The sequence below is a fragment of the Lactococcus petauri genome (assembly GCF_002154895.1).
GTDB lineage: Bacteria > Bacillota > Bacilli > Lactobacillales > Streptococcaceae > Lactococcus > Lactococcus petauri.
The window spans coordinates 26,566-47,273 of record NZ_MUIZ01000002.1; the positions used below are offsets into that span (position 1 = coordinate 26,566).

Consider the following 20,708-nt stretch of genomic DNA (forward strand, 5'->3'; position numbering starts at 1 on the left):
TCTCCTTATTTTTTTTATTAAATCTCTTCCTTTAGTTGGACAACTTTGACTTGATAGATACTCGACTCATGAAGCATTTTTTGGAGAGCATTAATCATCAGAACCAACCATGTAAAGGAAATTGCAAAGGCAATAATCTCGAAAACCGTCAGAGACAGATAATGAACTTTCAGAAATAAAATTGCTGAAGTAACAAGAGCGACGAAAACAATAGCTGACATGCTGAGAAATTCTTTCGAAATTTGGGGTAACAGATATTTACTTAATACTATCAAGATAATAATGCACAAAACAATACCATACGCAGAGGCATTGTGAAAGGTCATTGTCCATGATTGAGCGGGGAAAATACCTACACCAGCAATAAACAGAGCAATGACATAGTAGAAAGCTTGAACAATTTTGACTTTGAAATTGTACAAGTCGCTTTTTTGAAAATCCATAAATAAATAATCAGTGATCGTTAATAGCATCAAAGCAGAAAAAATCATCGTAAAATTAAATTGCCACTGATTTTTAGCTTCACCTGTTCCTAAAAAGCTAAAGTTGTATTGCCACCAGCCATTTTGACCATTAGTGGCCATGGAAAGGAAAATACCACCAATAAAGGTAATAAACAATAAGATAATCAGATGAGAAATTTTAACAGAGGCTGCAAAAAGAATCAAAAAGTAAAAAACAATAGCTGAAAAGAGAGCAGCTACAAAAGAAGCTGTGAAGCGATCGAGAGTTACTCCGACAAAGGTCATCCCCAAAATGTACCAAATTAATGCTTGAATCGCAAAAACAATCAAGGTATAGGCAAGGCTGATTGTGACAAGTTCTCTTATACGGCTAAGCATGCGTTTTTGTGGTGAGGTATTTTGCTTGGCATAAACCCAAAGGAAGGTTGCAAAGCCAATAATTGTCGCACACAGCATGCTGATTCCAGCGACAGAATGATACCGCCCGCCCGTAAAATTAATCTGAGAATGACCACTTAAAAAGAAAGTAAGTAGCGAGATAACTAAACTTAATAAACTGGGAATAAGCATATAGTGTAACGAAAAATTTTGTGCATCAAGCTGATCAACGTCACTTTTTAAGACAATCTGATTTTGCTCGACTGACATTTTATAGTTTTGTTGCTCAAATTTATCCGCAACATCATCCGGAATTTCAATTATTTTTTTCATTTATCTTCTCCATTTTTAACTCCTATTCTTATTATTATATCAATATTTTGACGATTTAACTTCTCTGATTCATTTAAGAAATGAAAATTTTCTGAATTGAAAGATTTGAGTTAAGTTTTTCGCTAATTTTAAAGAGAAGTGTTAAAATTAATGAAATGAAATCGGTTGCCGAGTAGGATACGAAGTGGAAAAGGGGTATAAGATGTTTCAATTTTTAAAGTTGTTTTTAATCAATGCAGTAATTTTCCTTATTTTAGATAGTTTATGGTTAATCTTTGCAAATAAAAAATTTTATCAACCATATATTGGCCATCTGATGGGGCAAACCAAACTTTTGCCTGCCGTCATTTTTTATCTTATTTATGTGGCTGCACTTGTATTTTTTGTTTTGATACCTGGACAAGAAAAAGAAAGCCTTTCTTATGTTCTTTTAGCCGGAGCTTTTTTTGGAGCAGTATGTTATGCCACATATGATTTGACAAATCTTGCGACATTGAGCGATTGGCCATTGAAAATTACAATTGTTGATATTATTTGGGGGAGTTTTGTGACTTCCCTTAGTGCAACACTCACTTATATAATTGCTGCAAAGCTTTAGAAGGAGAAAGAAGTGGGAGAAAAAAATGAAAATTATCGCTTGTTACAGAGTTTTAGAGCTGGGGCAGAAAAAGTAATTCTTCAGAAAGAAGAGCTGAATAAAATAAATGTTTTCCCTGTGGCAGATGGAGATACAGGTAGTAATCTTGCCTCACTAATGCAAGCTATTATTGACAATGTGCCGATGAAAAATTATCCTATGGATATTCTTTTAGATGAGATATCAGCAGCTGCACTTATTGGTGCTCGAGGAAATTCAGGAATCATTTTTGCCCAATATTTAAGTGCTGTGGCTGAGAACTACCAGAAAGCAGAAACGAATTTTGAAAGTTTTGTGGAAGCTTTAGAACAAGCTGTAAACAAAGCTTATAGTTCGTTAATAGATCCTAAGGAAGGGACTATTTTAACAGTAATGCGTGCCTGGTCTATTACACTGGTAAAAAATTATAGATTGAATCACTCCTTTGAAGAGGCCTTGTTAGAAGCAAAAGCAGAAGCACAAGAAGCACTAAATGCTACGCAATTTCAAATGTCTTTGTTACGGAAAAATAAGTTGGTAGATGCAGGGGCGAAAGGTTTTTATTATTTTATCCTTGGTTTTACAGACTTTTACTGCGGTAGAGTTTTAAAAGTTGGGGATGAAGAGGCAGATGACGGTCTAGAGAGGGTTAAAGAACTTTCGGTAAATCATATCATAGCTGAAGCACCGCGTTACAGATACTGTTCCGAATTTATCATCAAAGCACCCCAAATCTCTGAACTTCAATTACGAGAAGTACTGCAAGAAAAGGGCGATTCAATGGTTACTGCAGGAAATGCTAAACAGTTAAAACTCCATATGCACACTAATGAGCCTCAAAAGGTCTTGGCAAAGCTAGAAAAATACGGACAAATTATCTACCAAAAAGTAGACGATATGCGCCTACAGTACGAAATTTCTCAACAAATGTTAGCTCCAATAGCGATTGTTACAGATTCTATTGCTGATTTACCTCAAGAATTTGTACTTGCACATCAAGTGCATGTTTTACCTGTAAATGTCACTGTGGGAGACCAAAATTTTCTAGACAAGTTGACAATTAATGCACAACTTATCAAAGAAAAAGCAGATGAAAATCTTAAGATGGGTACTTCACAGCCAAGCATCCAAACGATTGATGCGCTTTTCTCTTTTTTGGAAGGTAAGTATGAACATGTGCTTGTTATCACGGTAGCGTCACAACTTAGTGGCACATATCAGTTGATTGAGCAACGTATCAAAGAAAAAAATTATTCGAAAAACTGGATTCATCTCATTGATTCACGATTAAACTCTGTTGCTCAAGGTTTACTTGTACAACGGGCAGCCCAACTTGCGGAGAGGAAAGTTCCTATCCGGCAGCTTGTGCAAGAAATCCAGCAGCTACGTGAAAGAATCTTCATCTATGTGGCAGTAGCTGACTTATCTCCGATGATACAGTCAGGAAGAATTCCTCAGTCTTTGGGAGCAATAGCTCAAAAACTCTCACTTCATCCAATAATAAGTTTAGATAAAATGGGCAATGGAAAACTCATCGGTGCTTCCTTAAGTCAGAAGCAAAGTATGAAAAAAATACTCAAAAAAATCCAATCCTTAGCAAAAAGTGGACAGATTGAAGATATTGCTCTGACTCATGTCTTGGCCCAAGGTGATATAGAGGATTGGCAGAAAATATTAAAAGAAAAAACAGGCAATGATTATAAGGTGATTGAGAGTTCATCTGCCATTGCTATCTCTGCGGGAGCGGGAAGTATCGCTGTCGCTGGAATTACAAAGGAGCAGTTATGATTTATGGAATAGTTTTAGGGGTTTTGCTTGTTTATTTTATTTGCTGGTTTAAGGTAGCAGACCAGAAGAAAAACTACGGATTAATCGATATAGCATGGGGCGGAGGTTTTGTTTTAACAGCGTGTTTAAGCTATTTCTTCAATACTCAAATAACCATGCAAAATAGAGCAATTTTGGTTTTGGTTGGGCTTTGGGGTGTGAGGTTATTCGTTCATTTAGCCCGACGCAATTGGAACAAACCCGAAGATTATCGCTATACAAACATGCGCCGCAGATGGGGGAGTCACGCGCCAAAACTAAAGGCTTTTTTCTCCGTCTTTATGGTTCAGTACCTTTTACTTTTTATTATTGCGCTGCCAATCATGCAAAGCAATCACCGCCCGGAAAGTCAAATTTTCTGGTGGCAAATTCTTGGAGTAGTGGTTTGGCTGATAGGTTTTGTTTTTGAAGTAATAGGTGATTGGCAACTGGAACAGTTTAAGAAGCATAAAGAAAACAAAGGAAAATTACTGACCAGCGGCTTGTGGTCAGTGACACGACATCCGAATTATTTTGGAGAAGCTGCATGTTGGTGGGGCATCTTCTTGATCGCTTTTACAGACATTTCTGATCTTTGGTTGATCGTGAGTCCACTTTTAATCACTGGTTTACTCTTATTTGTTTCTGGAGTCCCATTACTTGAAAGGAAATATAAAGCGCGCAAAGATTTTCAAGCATATGCACAAGTTACCCCTAAATTTTTCCCTTTCATCGGCAAGAAAGGACTGTAAAAAAATCCCAAGATAAATTTCTTGGGATTTTTATGTCACGCCTCAGTTAACGTTCAAGGATAAACTCAGAGTTAACAGAGGTCTGTTTATTTGCTTTTGAAACAGCCTGCTCAAAAGCCATTCGCCCGACTTGACGGCAATGGTTGTCAATGGTGGGTAATTTGAGCAATTGTCCAGCGAGCAAACGTTCTTGTCCTACAATAATCGGTTTAGGAAGTCCTTGCTCTTCAAACCAACGCCATACATTGGCTGCAATTTCGTCGGAATTAGCAAAAATTCCGTCAAATTGTGTTAATTGTGGAGCAAAGCGATAAGCATCCTCAGATGAGATAAGGCCTGATTTGATCTGCTCTGGTCTTGCTTCAAGTTGGTAAACATCCTTGTAAGCCTGTAGAGTAGTTGAGATTGTTGGACTTTTACCTCTGGATAAGAGAAAGCCAATATTTGAACAGTGTTGCTCCTTGAGCCATTCAAAGGCTTCACGATAAGCAGGAATCCGATTTGCATAGGTTGCTGGAATCCCTGAATTTTCAGGTTTGTAGCAGAGCACGATAGGACCATATTTCTGATATTTAAGAATCGTCTCTTCAGGTACTTGACGTGAAGTGAAAATGATGGCTTCAAAGGCCTTTTTACGTAATTTTTCTAGATATTCAATTTCTAAATCCTGATTATAGTTTGAGGGGAGAATAATGATTTTATATCCTGTTTCAAAGCTTTTCTCAAGGATTCCTTCTAAAATTTTGCTGAAAAAGGGTGACTTGATATAAGGAAGTACAACACCGATATTATGTGTAGCTCCATATGCCAATTCTTGAGCAATCGCATTTGTCGCATAGTCTAATTCGGCAGCAGTTTTCAAGATTTCTTCACGCGTGTGTTGAGAGGCATAGCCATTACCAGAAAGCACACGGGAAACGGTGGCTTTGGAGTATCCAGTAAGTTTGGCAATATCAGAAAGAGATGTCATAAGGTTACCTGTTCGTTGATTTCACGAATAGCTGAGAGCGCCTCAGTTACACCGTGATCTGTATTTTTAGCTACCACTATTTTAACATGGGCTTTCACTTCTTCGCTAGCATTATCTACTGCGATAGGAAGACCGGCAACCTTCAAGAGCGGAATATCGTTATGTCCATCACCGATTGCAGCAATTTCCTCAAAGTTAATTTCCTTTTCTTCCAAAATAGCTTCCGCAGCATCAGCCTTAGTTTTTTCAGCAGATGTAATCTCTAAAGTATGTACTGTGGAACGAGTCACATGGATATCAGGAATATCCAGCTCTTTTAAAGCTTGTTCAATTTGTAGCATTTCTTCAGGGTTGAAAGACATCAGCATAATTTTGTAGATTTCAGATTGTCCGTCAAATGCTTTAATACGTGGTTCAGCGCCAGTAAGGGCTTTTTGGAAGAAAACTCCCTTGTCCTGTTTCTTAATGTACCAATGTGCCAAGCTGTACCAGCTGAGGCTTACATTTGGAAAGTTTGAAGAGAAGTAATCCAAAAGAGCGGAAACAATATCAGCCGGTAAGGTGTGCTTTTCAATCACTTGAATCCCAAAATCATTTTGAGTAAAAGTTAGATTTCCGTTGAAAGCGATCTGTGGTGTCTTTAGCTGAAGTTTATTCAATATAGGGCCCATCTCAATCGGGCTTCGTGCGGAAACAAGGCTAACGGGGATATCACTCAGGCAGACTGACCAGCGATTTGTATCAGAAAGGCTGCCACGTGTATCGAGAAGTGTCCCATCCATGTCTGTAAAAATGTGTTTAATCATCGTTAAATCTCCTTTATGTTTTTTGATGCTTTCATTGTAATTTATGAAACGCGTTCCATGTCAAGCGATATGCTTTTCCGATTTGGAAGATAAATTGAGGAGAAAAAGTGGAATTTCATAAATTTTCACATAATTCTGTATAAATTCTTGCAATTTAAAATATTTTTACGTATAATAAGTTTTAAATTCATAAAGGAGAAAATCACATGAGCAAAACACTTCCATTGACAGTCTATTTCTTTTGGCGCAGATAAGTTGTGTTTATGCTTGGCATAGATACAACTTTTGAGTATTCTCAAAAAGTATCTGTGCCCGTGATAAAAAGCCGGGTAAATTACCCGGCTTTTTCTTTTTGAATTTAACCGCTCTTTAGTTTTTGTTAAACCATTAAAGTTAATCTATCGTGATCCAAGCAGGGCTTTACCTTTTTTATAAAAAACTAAAGAAGCAAAAAAAATAGAAATGAGGGATTTTACTTGGAAAATTCTAATCAAGAACTGAAGTCTTCAATGAAGACGAGACATGTGATTATGCTATCACTTGGTGGCGCCATTGGAGCGGGCTTATTTGCTGGTTCCAGTAACGCCATCCAAGCCGCTGGTCCAGCGGTAATGATTGCTTATCTTTTAGCTGGCGTAATTTTATATGTCGTGATGCATGGTGTTGGCCAAATAATCATTCATCAAAAAGAGAACACTGTTGGTTTAGCAGGGCTCATCTCCCCTTATGTGGGAAAAAGATTTGCCCACTTTACAGACTGGGTTTATTGGTCCTTATGGATGGCTGTTATGGTAGCAGAATCAGCAGCCATTGCTCAATTTTTAGGAGTTTGGCTCCCCCAAATTCCATCGTGGATTTTTGTACTTATAGTAGCTATTATTACCTTGGGGCTAAACCTTTATTCAGTACGTGTCTTTGCGGAAACAGAGTATTGGCTGGCTTGGACAAAAATTATTGTCATTCTTATTTTGATTGTTGTGGGACTTTATTTAGTCGCAACTCAAGTTTTCCACCTCGGCCTTAGTGACGGACTTGGAAGAATGAACACTTATGGCGGATTTATGCCTAATGGCATGCAGGGAGTGTTTAATTCCATGCTTATCGTTCTTTATTCTTATGGTGGGTCAGAACTTATCGCCTTGACGGTTGCAGAAGTAGAAAATCCTAAGAAAGCTATACCAAGAGCGATTCGAGGAGTTATTATCCGTATTTTCTCTTTCTATGTTATTCCAATGTTTATCTTTGTGGAGCTCTACTCATGGAAGTTTTTGAGTACAACAAAAGAAAGCCCGTTTGTCTTAATTTTTGAAAAACTTGGGATTCCAGGGGCAGCTTTGATTGTTAACTTTGTTATTATTTTAGCTCTCTTTTCTGTTATTAACTCGGCTATTTATGCCACATCACGTTCGGTTTATTCACGGGCCAAAGATGCGAAGGGTCCAATCGGACAAACGCTAGGTAGACTCTCGAAGAAACAAATCCCTGTCGCAGCAATCATCTTTTGCTCAGGCATGCTCTTTATCGGAGCTATTCTCTCCTTTATTTTTGGCGATAATCTTTTTGTCTATCTTGCAGGATCAATCTCTTATACGATTCTTATTGTATGGATGATGCTCTTGATTGCGGCGATTATTTTCTATTTTAAAACAGGACTTGGTGGTTGGTTTGTCAAGACGGTTTCCATCCTTACTTTAATTGTACTGCTTATTGTGGGCTACAATGTTGTGATTTCAAACCCGTGGGGAATTTCTGTATTTGCCTTAGTCGTTTGCCTTCTTAGCCTTTTAAGCTATCGTAAAAAAGAAGAATAAATAAATGAAACAATAAACTGTCAAGTATTTTTCTTGACAGTATTTTTTTGTTTTGATAAACTTATCTTAATAATAAAAGCGAGGTAAGGTCTATTGAAATTATAAGTCATGAAAATTGAAAAAACGTTAAAAGCGGTTCTGCAAGAAAGACCGCAGATGTTTTTTCGCATTCATGATTTATAGAAATAGACTTTCAAAAATAAAGACCTTTTTGGGCTTATTTTGAACTCCTTTTCTCTATTTTTGTGGATGCGAAAATAGAGAAGAGGAGTTTTTATTTTGAATAAAAAACAGAAAGAGCTGCAAGCTCGATTAGAGAAAATTAAAGCAGCACAGAAAAAAATACCTGTTCAAACAGGTAAGAAAATACAGGCAAAAGGCCTTAAACATGCAACAAAAGCCCACACAAGTTCGCAGCATTATACGATAGGTTTTAGCTAAAAATGAGAACAGTGTGGTTTAAAAAGCATATAAGCTTTTAGAACAGGAGAAAAATGTCGAACATTAAAATAAATCATTTAACATTTGGCTATACCGATCAGCTTATTTTTGATAATGTAAGTATTAATATTGATGATCAATGGAAGCTGGGATTAGTTGGCCGTAACGGGAGGGGGAAAACTACACTTTTAAAAATCCTTCTCGGAGAAGTGGAAGCACACATTGACATAAAGACAAATAAGAGCTTTGTGTATTTTCCTCAGACGATTAATGATAAAGAGCAGCTGACCTTATTTGTCTTGCAGGAATTAGCTGACTTTGAGCAGTGGAAGCTAGAACGTGAATTAACATTAATGGGTGTTGACTTAGACACTTTATGGCGTCCTTTCAATAGTCTTTCTGGTGGAGAGCAGACAAAGATGCTGCTAGCAGTTCTATTCTTGGATGAGCACAATTATCCGCTCATAGATGAACCAACCAACCATCTTGACAAGGCATCACGTGAGAAAATTGCTGCCTATTTGGCAGAAAAGAAAGGATATATTTTAATCTCACATGATCGTCAATTTCTTAATAAAACAACGGATCATACAATGGCGATAGAACGTGCGGATTTACAAGTGTATGCAGGTAATTTTGCTGTCTACGAGGAGGAAAAACGTTTGCGCGATTTAACGGAAAAGGCGCAAGACGATAAACTCAAGAAAGAAATCGGTAGATTGAAGCAAACGGCGCGTGAAAAAGAAGCGTGGTCACGCAATTTAGAAGCAACAAAATCCCGTAAGAAGCGAGGCTTTGATTCAGAAACCAAACGTGTTGATAAAGGTTTTATTGGACGAAAAGCAGCAAATATGATGCAAAAGTCTAAAAATCTCGAAAAGCGCATGAAAGAGGATATCGCTGACAAGGAACTACTTCTAAAAAATTGGGAGGAAGTACCTGGCTTGGAAATGAGTATCTTAGAGAGCCATCAAAAACGCTTATTGACAGTGGAAAATTTAGCGGTAGGCTTTGAAGACCTTCTTTTTCAACCTGTGTCTTTTACACTTGAGCAAGGCCAAGTAATTGCCCTAACAGGAGAAAACGGTCGAGGAAAATCTTCTCTAATGAAAGTCCTCACAGGAGAATTTAATGGACGTTATGCTGGTTCATTTGAGTTGGCTCATAACTTGGTCATTTCTGAAGTAAGGCAGCTTGCCGATAACAAAGGTTTCCTAAATGAATTTGCTAAAGAAGAAAACTTAGAATTAGAACTTTTCCTCAACAATTTGCGCAAGTTAGGCGTAGAGCGCAAAGTTTTTGAGCAAAAAATCGAAAATATGAGTCAAGGACAGCAGCGTAAAGTCGAACTCGCTCGCGCCTTAAGTCAGCCAGCGCACATTTATCTTTGGGATGAGCCGCTCAACTATCTTGATGTTTTTAATCAAGAGCAAATCATTCAAATGATAAAGAACAGCAAGCCCAGCATGCTCGTCATTGAGCACGATCAGTATTTTGTTGATCAAGTAGCAGATATCCAAATCGAACTCGTAAAAAGCAGCGTTTAGCACACTGCTTTTTTATTTGAAAAAATTTAGAGATTTCTTGACATGTTCCTTTTATTCCTGTATACTAAAGAAGTCGAAAGAATGAAAGCGTTTTACGTGCGCGTTATTTTAAAGACATTGCTCTCTATCCAAGAGCAAACTTTCCTATAAAATGTTTACAAAAGTAAGAACGTCCGTTGGTGAAGCGGGCGTTTTTACTTTTTTTGAATAAAAGTGTTTTCTATCTATGGATAATAGTATTTCATTTCGAAAACAAGACATCTTATTGTAAAATATAAGTAAAACAAATGAAACGGAGAAGAGATGTCCAAAGTTGGAAAAATAGTAGTTGCATTAGTAAGTGGAGCACTGCTCATACTCTTAGTGCTGACTGCGGTGATTTTTACACAAAATCGAGAATCTGTAAAAAGACTTACAGCGATTGAAGAAAAATGGAAAGAACAAGGTCAAGGTGGGATAGGGAAATACACTTTTTTAGTTTATTATGCACCATCACCTGAAGAAGCAGAAGGCATGAAGGCAAATTTTGAGACGCATCCTAATACTTTACGTGTTTTTGTTGAGGCAAGTAGCCGCATGGAAGCTAAGCAAGAAGCTATGAATCGCCAGCATATTGATGAAGTACAGATTTTACATATTGTCAATCCAGATGGTACAAGTAAAGATGGGTGGTGGCCGTCACTTCATAATGTTAATTAAGTTTTAAAGCACATCTCAAGTTGAGATGTTTTTTTATTGTGGCTAGTCTTTTATTTAAGGCATTAGAAAATTACGATATGAATAAGACAATCTTTTTATTAAATTTAATTGTTGTGACTTAAAAGTAATTTAGTTTATCTTTGTGCTTATTGTGTTAGGTAAATTACGTTTATTTTAATATAATTAATAATAAGTTAAAAAAGGAGATGGTTTATGAAAATTGTAATCGTAGGAGGATCTCATGCAGGAATTGCTTGTGCTAAGCGTGCGCGTGAAGAATATCCAGAATCTGAAGTAATTATTTATGAAAGAAAAGCGGAAGTGAGTTTCATTTCCCAAAGTATTCCGCAATATCTGATGGGACAAAATAATTTGGCTAGCCATTCTACTTATACTTCCGTTAGAGAGCTTGAGGATTTGGGTATTCAAGTCAAAACGCGGACGACCATTGAAAACATTAATACAACAACTAAGCAACTGATATATACTGAAAAAGATAGCGAAATTCCACTAACTGATATCTTCGATAAACTTGTTCTAGCAACAGGTTCGTATCCGGTCATTCCTCCGATTCGTGGTGTGATTAATGAAAATGTATATTTTGTTAAAAATAAACAAGATGCATTTGCTCTCCGAAAATTTATGGATAAGAAAAAAGTTGTTGCGGTCATGGGCGGTGGTATGATTGGCGTTGAGCTTGCCCGTATCTTTCGAAACAAAGGAATGGACGTTTATATCGTACAAGCTGGAAATCGTATTCTTAACAAATATGTTGATGAAGAAGTCAGCGAAGAAATTCGTAGCTTGCTTGAAGATGAGGGCATTAAAATACACACATCGTCACTAGTTGTTGACATCAAAGACATATCATCAACAAAACTCAGTAAAAAAGGGAAAAAGCTAGCTGTTTATACAGAAAATAAACAGATCAATGTTGATGGAGTCGTCGTGGCCATAGGTTTCCGACCCAATTCGACATTGTTGATGGATCAGGTACTCTTAGGTGAGATGGGAGCTATTGAGGTTGACGAGTTTATGCGTACCAGCGCTGATGATATTTTCGCCGCTGGAGACTGTGCAACAACAAACATGAAACAAGTAGAGCGCAAAATTTATCTCCCCCATGCCTCCGATGCTTTTCGCGAAGGAGCGGTTGCTGCTGTCAATCTTATAAAGCCAAACCAGATGATTACACCATCACAAGGAACATATGCAATGAACTTAGAGGGATACAGTATCTGTGTCTCCGGTCTCAGCAAAGAAACAGCTCGTAAAGAGGGCTATGATGCAGAACTGGTTTATCTAGAAAATCACTTTATCAACTCTGACGACTATATCAAAATATGGATTACCTATGATCAAAAAAATCACAAGTTTCTAGGTATTCAAGCTATGGGAACAGTTCCGAATCTTGCAAGTTATGCCAACATTATTTCAGTTGCTATTCAACAAGATATGACTATTGAAGACATGGAATTTGCTGATTTCTACTTTGAACATGGCTTCAAAAACCCAGATAGCTTCTTAAAAATTACAGCACAAAAAGTAAGAGAGCAGGTGCGTCAAAGACAAGGAGCGAGAAATCTCAATGTTAAATAAACGATCATTTGCCGCTCTCGCACAATTGAAGGAGTTACTCCAAGCACTGGAGAGCTTGGACAGGTTACGTATTCAACGCACTCAACTGAATAAGGCAACCAAGCGTGAAATTAGTGCCACACGTAATCGTTATGCTTTTATCACGGGATTAATTGCTGGAGTATTTATTGCGATCGCACTTTTTATTGTAACTGGGGAATATATACTTCAGCGAGTTGATTTTGAAATTTTTGTTCTTTTTGATGTTTTCTACTTTGTTTTTTCTAGTTTAATCTGCATGGTAATTTTTCTACTTCTATGGGAGAAAGGTGCACTCAAGCATTTTTCTGAACGCACAGAGGTGAGGATTAATAGTGAGGCCCAAGAAGAGCGCGAGCGTCTTCAGAAGGAAACTCGAGAAATCCTAGATTCGGAAGCAATTACTCAAACGAATGTTTCAGTGGAATACTTAACGCCAAAAGCTATCGAAATTTTTCAGAGCTATATTCAAACCGGGCAATGTGATACTGTACGCGAGGCAGCCTATATTTTTGAAATTGATCTAAAGAATAGTAGAAACCGTTATGCAAAGTTCTTTCACAATCATGAATCTTTGGTTTCACAAGAACGGACTTATATTGAAAAGAAGGGTGGACATTAAATGGTTGCCTGGTTTAATCTTAGCAGTATTGTTGATATAACACTCTTTATCTTCATTTTTTACCCAATTGTTGGTGGTATTTTCTGGATTATTGGTGGCACATATTATCATTTTCGGACTAAAAAGTGTCTGCCAAAGTTTCCAGAAGATGCGGAAGAGCCTTTTATAACTATTATGGTACCTTGTCACAATGAAGAGGTAGTTATAAAGCGTACTCTCCATTACTTGGATACACAGATTAATTACAAAAATTATGAAATTATTGCTATATCGGATGGTTCAACAGATAATACAAATACTATCTTACGAGAATGGCAAGAGACAAAATCTAATTCGCATTTACGGGTTATTGAAGTACAGAAGAACAAGGGAAAAGCACATGGGCTCACTCAAGCAGCTCTTCATTCAAAAGGAGATTTTTTACTCTGTATCGATGCGGATTCTTTTGTTACGGGAAATGCGCTTAAACATATGGTGGCTTGGTTTATGGTAGATTCTATCTTTTCTCCAAAAGAGTTGGTTGCTGCAGTTACGGGAAATACAATGCCACGTAATCTGACCTCTTTGCTAGCAAAGTTGCAATATGTGGAATATCATTCGATTATCGGAATGACTAAACGTGCACAATCGATGATTGGACGAATTTTTACAGTTTCGGGTGTCTGTGTTATGTATCGTAGGGAAGCACTGATTGATATAGGACTTTTTGACCAATCTAAAATTACCGAGATATAGCTGTCAGCTGGGCACTGCAGCTTAAGGGATGGCGTATTCAGTATGCTCCAAATGCACGTTGTTATATGGAGGTTCCCGAAAAAATAAGTGTCCTTTATAAACAGCGTCGTCGTTGGGCGCAAGGTGGCCTTGAGGTGTTTATGTCTCATGCATTGGACGTGCTTTTATATCCAGTGAAGACATTTCCGTTTATTTTTTTGCTTATGGATCAGTTTTTATCTATCATGTGGGCTATTTTTTGGTTTATCTCGTCACTTTTTGTCATCTATTGGCTCTTTTTCTGGGTTGCACTTGGTGATGGTTTCCAGATTAAGCGTTTTATCATTAGTGCATTGATTTTTATCATGTATGAATTTATTGTGGGTGTGACACAGCTGCTAACTTCTATTTGGTTCAATGAAAGTGATAAAGCAGCCATGAAATATTCACTTTTTGCGGGTTGGTATACGTGGATTTATTGGCTTATTTCCCCATTTACTTTACTTGCGGCTCTACCAAGAGCGATTAAAGCACAAATTACGGGAGGAGGAGGAACATGGGTATCTCCAGAGAGACAGAAGACAGAAGATTGAAGGAAAAAACATCGTCTGATTTTCAACGATCTCGTATCCTGTCACGTAAAGAAATAGAGAATGAAGTAGTTTACGATGCTTTCTTTGATCCAAAAGCTGCGCCTGATTCGAAATTAGTAATAACGCGTGTGTTAAATGTTTTGGGTATAATTATCGTCTGGTTGGTAACATTTTTACCAGGCATAATTACTTTGTGGCAAGTTTTTTGGACGGAAGAAATGATAGATACGGATCCCTTCTTCTACTTAGAATCCACAACACGCCTTTTCTTTAACTTTTCGGAATCCATACTTATGACTTTACTTGTAGTCTCCATTATCATTGCTTTACTTGCGGCCCATCGTAAATGGTTTCGATCCAAAGGTTATTTTTCCAATAAATTCCAAAATAAGCAAAAGAAGCTTTTGAGTCAAATTAAAGATAAAGCTGACGTTTTAGAGTTTCATTTCTCAAGCAAATTGGGTGAAGAAGCAGTGAGGCGACATACTGATTGGATTGTTATTTTACCTGAAGAAAATATTGATACCGATGAAATTGAACTTCTTTATGATGATTATATTAAGAAACCTTGAATATATTCAAGGTTTTCTTAAAGCATTATTACCTAAAATAAAAGCGAAACAGTCCTTAATTTGCTATAATTAGATAAGAATAATTTTAGAAAAAGGAGTTTTATTTTGGGGATTCTTGCCATTGTTGAACTATCTATTTTTGTCCTAAACTTCTTTTTATCATTGACCATCATTTTTCGCGAGCGAAAAAGCACCTCAACAACATGGGCTTGGCTCTTTGTGGTCAATCTTCTACCTGTCTTTGGCTTTATTTTATATATCTTAGTTGGTCGTGGCATTGCACACTATCGCATTTTTAAGGTGCAGCGTGCCTTTCGTGTGGGATTTGAAGAGCAATTGAAACGTACTTGGAGAGTGTATAACGAAGAGGGATTTATAAAAAAAATAACGAGAAATCATGGTATTACCCAGCTGATTCATATGCTTTTTGTTGAAGAAAAAGCTGTTATTTCAGCAAATACCGGAGTGAAAATCTTTACAGATGGTCGGGCAAAGTTTGATGCGTTGCTTGATGACATTCATAATGCCCAACATCACATCCATTTAGAGTATTACATTTTTCGGATGGACCATCTGGGAAGGGAACTTACGAATGCTCTTACTGCAGCTGTAAAACGTGGTGTTGAAGTGAAAGTACTCATTGATGCTTGGGGAAGCAATAAAACAAAAATGCGTGAGTTTGATGAATTGACGAAAGCTGGTGGAGAAGTGTCCTATTTCTTTCCACTGATTTTATCCCTCATCAATCCGCGAACAAATTATCGCCTACACCGTAAGATTGTCGTTATCGATGGTCAAATTGGTTACACAGGTGGTTTCAATGTGGGAGATGAATATGCAACAGAAACGGCTAAATTTGGCTACTGGCGAGACACCCATCTCCGTTTAACAGGCGATGTTGTGTACTCGTTGCAGAATCGCTTTATTATGGATTGGAACAGTCAGCATAAGTTTGAAATATCAGAAGCAGAAGAGTACTTCCCAGCAGCCTTAGAAGAAGATCGGATCATTACACAGTTTGTGACCTCTGGTCCAGACGAAGTCAAAGCGCAAATAAAAATGACCTATATGAAGATGATAAACAGTGCAGAACGTGAAATCATCATTCAAACACCCTATTACGTGCCCGATGATGCCCTGCACGAATCTTTAAAATTAGCCCTTTTATCTGGGGTGGAAGTTCGGCTCATGATTCCTAACAAACCGGATCATCCATTGGTTTATTGGGCGACCTATTATTATGCAGCTGACTTGCTTAAGATGGGAGCAAAGGTTTATACTTATGAGAAGGGCTTTGTACATTCTAAAACGCTCATTATCGATGGGGAGTATGCATCTGTAGGATCAGCAAACTTCGACAATCGAAGTCTCCAACTTTGTTTTGAGGGAAATATGGTCCTTTACGATTATGATATTTCGCAAAAATTACGGGAAGACTTTAAGAAAGACCTTGAAGTCAGCAAGCGATTGACCATGGAGATATATGAAGAGCGAAGCACAAGAATTCGCTTCAAAGAAGGGCTTGCAAGGCTCATTAGTCCAATGCTTTAAACAAAAAATGATCCTATTTATACTTTAATAAGAAAGAGGAGAAAAACATGGATAACAAACTGAATATTGTCATTATTACCGGGATGTCAGGTGCAGGTAAAACTGTAGCCATTCAATCTTTTGAAGATATGGGCTACTTTGCCGTTGACAATATGCCACCTAACTTAATTGAAAAATTTGTTGAGCTTCTCAATACACCCGACAGTAAAATAAACAAAGTTGCAATGGTTGTTGACATGCGCTCACGTATCTTCTTTGACCGTTTACGTGGTATCGTTGCAGAACTCTCAAATCTACCAGAAGTGAATTTTAAACTTTTATTCCTTGATGCAAGTGATGTTGAATTGGTTGCACGATATAAAGAAACACGTCGCTCACATCCGCTCGCTATTGATGGACGTGTATTGGATGGGATTACGCAAGAGCGCGAAATTCTCTCGGATTTGAAGTCCTTGGCTGAAGTTGTAATCGATACAAGTGAGCTCACACCACGTAATTTGCGGGCTCGTATTCTTGAGCGCTTTTCAGAAACAAAAGAAGCTCCATTTCGTATCGAAGTTGTTTCCTTTGGCTTTAAGTACGGTTTGCCGATGGATGCAGACTTAGTCTTTGATGTACGTTTTCTACCAAATCCACACTACATTCCAGAGCTTCGTGATAAAACAGGGCAAGATAAAGAAGTCTTCAACTATGTCATGAATCAAGAAGCTTCTGAAGCATTTTATAAAAATTTAATGAACATGCTCTTGCCGATTATTCCTGCTTACCAAAAAGAAGGAAAATCTGTATTGACAATTGCTTTTGGCTGTACTGGTGGGCAACACCGCTCTGTCGCATTTGCTGAACGCGTATCCAAAGCACTTCTTAAAGAAGACTGGCATTTAAATACTAGCCACAGAGATAAGGATAGACGGAAAGAAACGGTTAATCGATCATGAGCAAATCAAAAGTAGTAGTTATAGGAGGCGGGACTGGAATTCCCGTCATTTTGAAGTCTTTGCGACAAGAAAATATTGATCTTTCCGCAATTGTAACAGTAGCAGATGATGGGGGATCTTCAGGTCGCCTGCGTTCAGCAATTAATATTGCTCCGCCAGGAGACTTGCGTAATGTTCTTATTGCCATGAGCGACATGCCCAAATTTTATGCAGATATTCTGCAATATCGTTTTGATGCAAGCGATGGAGAACTTGCTGGCCATCCTTTAGGTAACTTGATTATCGCTGCGATTGGTGAGATGCAAGGTTCAACTTATCAAGCAGTACAAACTTTAGCACGATTTTTCCACGTGCGTGGCAATGTCTATCCTTCCAGTGATGTGGCACTGACCTTGCATGCTGTTTTTAATGATGGGCACGAAGTTGAAGGTGAAAGTAAAATTGCTGATTATGATGGCTTGATTCATCATGTTTATTTGACGGAGACAAATACAGGTCAGAGCCCACGCGCCTCTAAAAAGGTGGTGCAATCTATAATGGAAGCAGATACGATCGTTTTAGGACCTGGCTCCCTCTTTACTTCAATCTTACCAAATATCGTCATCCCAGAAATTGGTGAAGCCTTGCTTAAAACAAAAGCTCGTATCATTTATGTCTGCAATATCATGACACAACGCGGGGAAACTGAGCACTTTAGTGATGCAGATCATGTGCGTGTTATCCATGAACATTTAGGCACTCGTGTGATTGATACCGTACTTGTAAATAGTGCGGAAGTGCCAGAAGAGTATATGAATTCAAATGAATTCGATGAGTATTTGGTCCAAGTTGTTCATGACTTTAAAGCACTCAAAGAAGAAGAAGTTAACATTATTTCAAATGATTTCTTACAGTTGGTTAATGGAGGAGCCTTCCATAATGGTGATGCCATTGCTTCAGAAATCATGGGTATCAGTGCACGTTGTGAGAGAAAAAAAGAATGAGTTTTACGAGTGAAATAAAAAAAGAGCTCACGAGTCAAAAAGCAAGTCGAGGAACTTTACTCGCTTTAATACGCATGAATGGATCTCTGGGTATTTCTGGAGGTTTGACCTTGTCTTTGTCTACTGAAAATGCAGCTACCGCAAAGTATATCTATCAGATGCTCCTTGAAATTTATCAAATACGTGCTGAAATTCGGGTGCATCAGAAAACAACACTTTCCAAAAATAGAGTGTACACCGTTTTTATTGAAGATAAAGTTAATGAGTTGCTCAATGAACTGCAACTGTCGGATTCGCTGATGTTTTTGGATTCGGGTATTCCTGAGTCAGTGAAGTATGACCAACAAGCACAAGAAGATTATATGCGGGGGGCTTTTTTATCAAGTGGTTCGATGCATAATCCAGAAAAAGGCGATTATCAGTTGTCTATTTCTAGTGTGTATCAGGAACATGCTGAAGACTTAAAAGATATTTTTAATAATTTCGGATTTGATGCGCGTGTCATTGCGCGGAAGAATCGCTATATCCTTTATTTATCTAAAGCAGAGGAAATCATGGACTTTTTGACCTTAATTGGAGCGATGAAGGCACGTTTAAAATTTGAAGATGCAAAAATAATGCGTGAAATGCGTGGCTTGGCAAACCGTCAATCCAACTTTGAGTCGGCAAATATAAACAAATCAGTGTCGGCAGCACAAGATGTAATATCGGCAGTTAAATATTTGGCAGAGAAGAAAGAGCTGGAAAATTTGCCGCCTGCACTTACAGAGGTTGCTCATGCTCGGATTGCTCACCCTGAAGCGACCATCAAAGAATTAGGGCAACTTTTGGATCCGCCGTTGGGTAAATCAGGTGTGAATCACCGGTTACGGAAATTGACAGCCTTAGCTGAAGAAATAAAAAAAAGCGGAAATTAATCCGCTTTTTTTAGTGCATTTAAAAACATTTCAGTAAGAATCTCAGGGCGCTTCAGTGCCCTTTCCAAAGGGATTGTTTTCATTCCTTCACTCATAATATCGATAAAAAGAATCAGATCCTCATCCGTGTAATCAGGAGAAATTTGTCCTTCTGCACGCCCTTTTTGAAAGAGTTTTTGATAAACAAGATGTTGAATATGTCGCATATCTGTATCAAAGAAGTTAGGATCAGTAGCGTATTGATTCATCATGTTTTGCAAAAAAATATCCGTCATCATATGGATCTGTTTTATTTTAAAACGCGAAACCTGGCGAAAAGTCTCACGAAAATTTTCCTTCGTGTTTACCAAGTGTTGAATTTCCTCAATCATAAAATTAAGTGCATTTCGTATAACGATATTCATCAAGTTATTTTTATTCTTGTAATATTTAAAAATTGTGACCTTAGAGACCTGTGCCAGTTGAGCAATTTCATCCATAGAAATATCTGAAATTAAGCGTTCTCGTAGTAGGTTAGAAGTCACTTCAAGAATGGCTTTTTTCTTTTTTTCTGTTTGATTCATTTTCTCGCCTCCACAAAAGAATACTTTATATGTATTATATCTTTTCGTTTGTACTCTTTCAACTAAAATAGTACAATATGAACTATAAAAGTAAAAATAGTACATATTATTTATGGAGTGAGGAGGAAAAGCAATGCAAAAGATTGTTGAAATAAAAAACTTGCAGAAAAATTTTGGTAAATTTCAAGCTTTGAAGAATGTTACATTAGATGTAAATGCCGGAGAAGTTTTGGGCTATATTGGTCCCAATGGTTCAGGAAAATCAACAACGATTCGTGTTTTGCTGGGGATTATTAAAAAGAGTGGAGGTTCAGCCACAATATTTGGTAAAGATGTGTGGACAGATGCCATTGGGATTCATAAGAAAATTGCTTATGTGCCTGGCGATGTATATCTTTGGCCCAATCTTTCTGGGGGCGAGATTATTGACCTTTTCTTGAAGCTACATGGTCATGCAGATTTAAAAAAACGTGATGAACTTATCAAGAAGTTTGAACTTGATCCCAAGAAAAAGGCGCGTAGCTATTCCAAAGGAAACCGTCAGAAGATTGCCTTAATTGCTGCCTTAGCCACGGATGCTGAACTTTATATATTTGACGAGCCAACCAGTGGTTTGGATCCCTTGATGGAATCGGTTTTCCAAGCTGAAGTCCAGCGCCTCAAAAAAGCAGGGAAAGCCATTATTTTGTCCAGCCATATCTTATCTGAAGTCGAACGTCTAGCAGATCGTGTTGCTGTAATTCGAAAAGGAGAAATCGTTGAGACAGGCTCACTTGATGATTTACGTCATTTGACACGTGATACTTTTAAAGTCGAAACTCATCAAGCGCCAGAAGCGTTGCGTGGATTAGAGGGCGTACATGATTTACATCTCAATGGTAACAAGGCTGTTTTTCAAGTGGATTCGGATAAAACAGATGTTATCTTAAAAACCTTACTTAAGTATGGGGTGAAGAAGTTAGAGTCTACACCGCCAACTTTAGAAGAGCTCTTCATGCATCATTATGAGTAGGAG

General features: G+C 37.8%; 19 protein-coding genes and 1 pseudogene. 16 read left to right on the forward strand and 4 right to left on the reverse strand.

Going from position 1 to position 20,708, the window contains the following annotated elements; all coding sequences use genetic code 11:
* Positions 1-17: 17 nt before the first annotated feature.
* Positions 18-1,175 carry a DUF998 domain-containing protein gene (locus BZZ03_RS02845; RefSeq protein ID WP_019291887.1) on the reverse strand — a complete coding sequence of 386 codons (1,158 nt, stop codon included), beginning with the start codon at positions 1,173-1,175 and terminating at the stop codon, positions 18-20.
* A gap of 202 nt (positions 1,176-1,377) precedes the next feature.
* Here BZZ03_RS02845 and BZZ03_RS02850 point away from each other — a divergent pair, with 202 nt between their 5' ends.
* Genes BZZ03_RS02850 through BZZ03_RS02860 form a run of 3 tightly spaced genes read left to right on the forward strand, consistent with a single transcriptional unit; the run spans position 1,378 to position 4,349 of the window.
* On the forward strand, positions 1,378-1,773 hold the full coding sequence (locus BZZ03_RS02850; RefSeq protein ID WP_086582432.1) for a DUF2177 family protein: 396 nt from the start codon (positions 1,378-1,380) through the stop codon (positions 1,771-1,773).
* Positions 1,774-1,785: 12 nt separating this feature from the next.
* A complete protein-coding gene (locus BZZ03_RS02855) occupies positions 1,786-3,579 on the forward strand; it encodes a DAK2 domain-containing protein (protein ID WP_086582434.1) in 1,794 nt (597 codons plus the stop codon).
* A complete protein-coding gene (locus BZZ03_RS02860) occupies positions 3,576-4,349 on the forward strand; it encodes a DUF1295 domain-containing protein (protein ID WP_019291884.1) in 774 nt (257 codons plus the stop codon). The genes BZZ03_RS02855 and BZZ03_RS02860 overlap by 4 nt, the downstream gene beginning before the upstream one ends.
* A gap of 46 nt (positions 4,350-4,395) precedes the next feature.
* Here BZZ03_RS02860 and BZZ03_RS02865 read toward each other — a convergent pair whose 3' ends face one another.
* Positions 4,396-5,319, reverse strand: a complete 924-nt coding sequence (locus BZZ03_RS02865) for a LacI family DNA-binding transcriptional regulator (protein ID WP_017369743.1) — start codon at positions 5,317-5,319, stop codon at positions 4,396-4,398.
* The gene (locus tag BZZ03_RS02870) at positions 5,316-6,125 is read right to left on the reverse strand and encodes a Cof-type HAD-IIB family hydrolase (protein ID WP_019335346.1); all 810 of its coding nucleotides are present in this window, start codon (positions 6,123-6,125) and stop codon (positions 5,316-5,318) included. Before BZZ03_RS02870 ends, BZZ03_RS02865 begins: the two co-directional genes overlap by 4 nt.
* 476 nt (positions 6,126-6,601) lie before the next feature.
* On the opposite strand from BZZ03_RS02870, the gene BZZ03_RS02875 reads away from it, so the two are divergent.
* From BZZ03_RS02875 to whiA, 12 genes and pseudogenes are all read left to right on the forward strand, one after another.
* The gene (locus BZZ03_RS02875) at positions 6,602-7,936 is read left to right on the forward strand and encodes an amino acid permease (protein ID WP_019291882.1); all 1,335 of its coding nucleotides are present in this window, start codon (positions 6,602-6,604) and stop codon (positions 7,934-7,936) included.
* A gap of 279 nt (positions 7,937-8,215) precedes the next feature.
* Positions 8,216-8,377: a hypothetical protein gene (locus BZZ03_RS12140; RefSeq protein WP_198943944.1), complete on the forward strand. Its 162-nt coding sequence runs from the start codon at positions 8,216-8,218 to the stop codon at positions 8,375-8,377.
* Between the two features lie 53 nt (positions 8,378-8,430).
* Positions 8,431-9,924 (forward strand): ABC-F type ribosomal protection protein Lsa(D), encoded by a 1,494-nt coding sequence (gene lsa(D), locus BZZ03_RS02880; protein WP_086582437.1) that lies wholly within the window; start codon positions 8,431-8,433, stop codon positions 9,922-9,924.
* A 303-nt stretch (positions 9,925-10,227) separates the two neighbouring features.
* Positions 10,228-10,623: a hypothetical protein gene (locus BZZ03_RS02885; protein WP_086582439.1), complete on the forward strand. Its 396-nt coding sequence runs from the start codon at positions 10,228-10,230 to the stop codon at positions 10,621-10,623.
* A 213-nt stretch (positions 10,624-10,836) separates the two neighbouring features.
* Entirely contained in the window at positions 10,837-12,222 is a 1,386-nt protein-coding gene (locus BZZ03_RS02890) for an FAD-dependent oxidoreductase (protein ID WP_086582441.1), read from the forward strand.
* On the forward strand, positions 12,212-12,862 hold the full coding sequence (locus BZZ03_RS02895) for a hypothetical protein (protein WP_086582443.1): 651 nt from the start codon (positions 12,212-12,214) through the stop codon (positions 12,860-12,862). Before BZZ03_RS02890 ends, BZZ03_RS02895 begins: the two co-directional genes overlap by 11 nt.
* Before the next feature lie 174 nt (positions 12,863-13,036).
* Positions 13,037-14,169 (forward strand): annotated as a pseudogene (locus BZZ03_RS12370) (glycosyltransferase family 2 protein).
* On the forward strand, positions 14,133-14,741 hold the full coding sequence (locus BZZ03_RS02910) for a hypothetical protein (protein ID WP_086582448.1): 609 nt from the start codon (positions 14,133-14,135) through the stop codon (positions 14,739-14,741). Before BZZ03_RS12370 ends, BZZ03_RS02910 begins: the two are co-directional and overlap by 37 nt.
* Before the next feature lie 105 nt (positions 14,742-14,846).
* Positions 14,847-16,292 carry a cardiolipin synthase gene (gene cls / locus BZZ03_RS02915; RefSeq protein ID WP_086582450.1) on the forward strand — a complete coding sequence of 482 codons (1,446 nt, stop codon included), beginning with the start codon at positions 14,847-14,849 and terminating at the stop codon, positions 16,290-16,292.
* 47 nt (positions 16,293-16,339) lie between these two features.
* On the forward strand, positions 16,340-17,230 hold the full coding sequence (rapZ, locus tag BZZ03_RS02920) for an RNase adapter RapZ (RefSeq protein ID WP_019291878.1): 891 nt from the start codon (positions 16,340-16,342) through the stop codon (positions 17,228-17,230).
* The gene (locus BZZ03_RS02925) at positions 17,227-18,213 is read left to right on the forward strand and encodes a gluconeogenesis factor YvcK family protein (RefSeq protein WP_061413229.1); all 987 of its coding nucleotides are present in this window, start codon (positions 17,227-17,229) and stop codon (positions 18,211-18,213) included. Before rapZ ends, BZZ03_RS02925 begins: the two co-directional genes overlap by 4 nt.
* Entirely contained in the window at positions 18,210-19,130 is a 921-nt protein-coding gene (gene whiA / locus BZZ03_RS02930) for a DNA-binding protein WhiA (protein ID WP_019293178.1), read from the forward strand. Before BZZ03_RS02925 ends, whiA begins: the two co-directional genes overlap by 4 nt.
* Here whiA and BZZ03_RS02935 read toward each other — a convergent pair.
* Positions 19,127-19,693 carry a TetR/AcrR family transcriptional regulator gene (locus BZZ03_RS02935; RefSeq protein WP_019291875.1) on the reverse strand — a complete coding sequence of 189 codons (567 nt, stop codon included), beginning with the start codon at positions 19,691-19,693 and terminating at the stop codon, positions 19,127-19,129. The two genes, whiA and BZZ03_RS02935, sit on opposite strands and share 4 nt — an antisense overlap.
* 133 nt (positions 19,694-19,826) lie before the next feature.
* Between BZZ03_RS02935 and BZZ03_RS02940 the strand changes: the two genes are divergently transcribed.
* Positions 19,827-20,705, forward strand: coding sequence for an ABC transporter ATP-binding protein (locus BZZ03_RS02940; RefSeq protein ID WP_086582452.1), 879 nt, complete (start codon positions 19,827-19,829; stop codon positions 20,703-20,705).
* Positions 20,706-20,708: the final 3 nt, after the last annotated feature.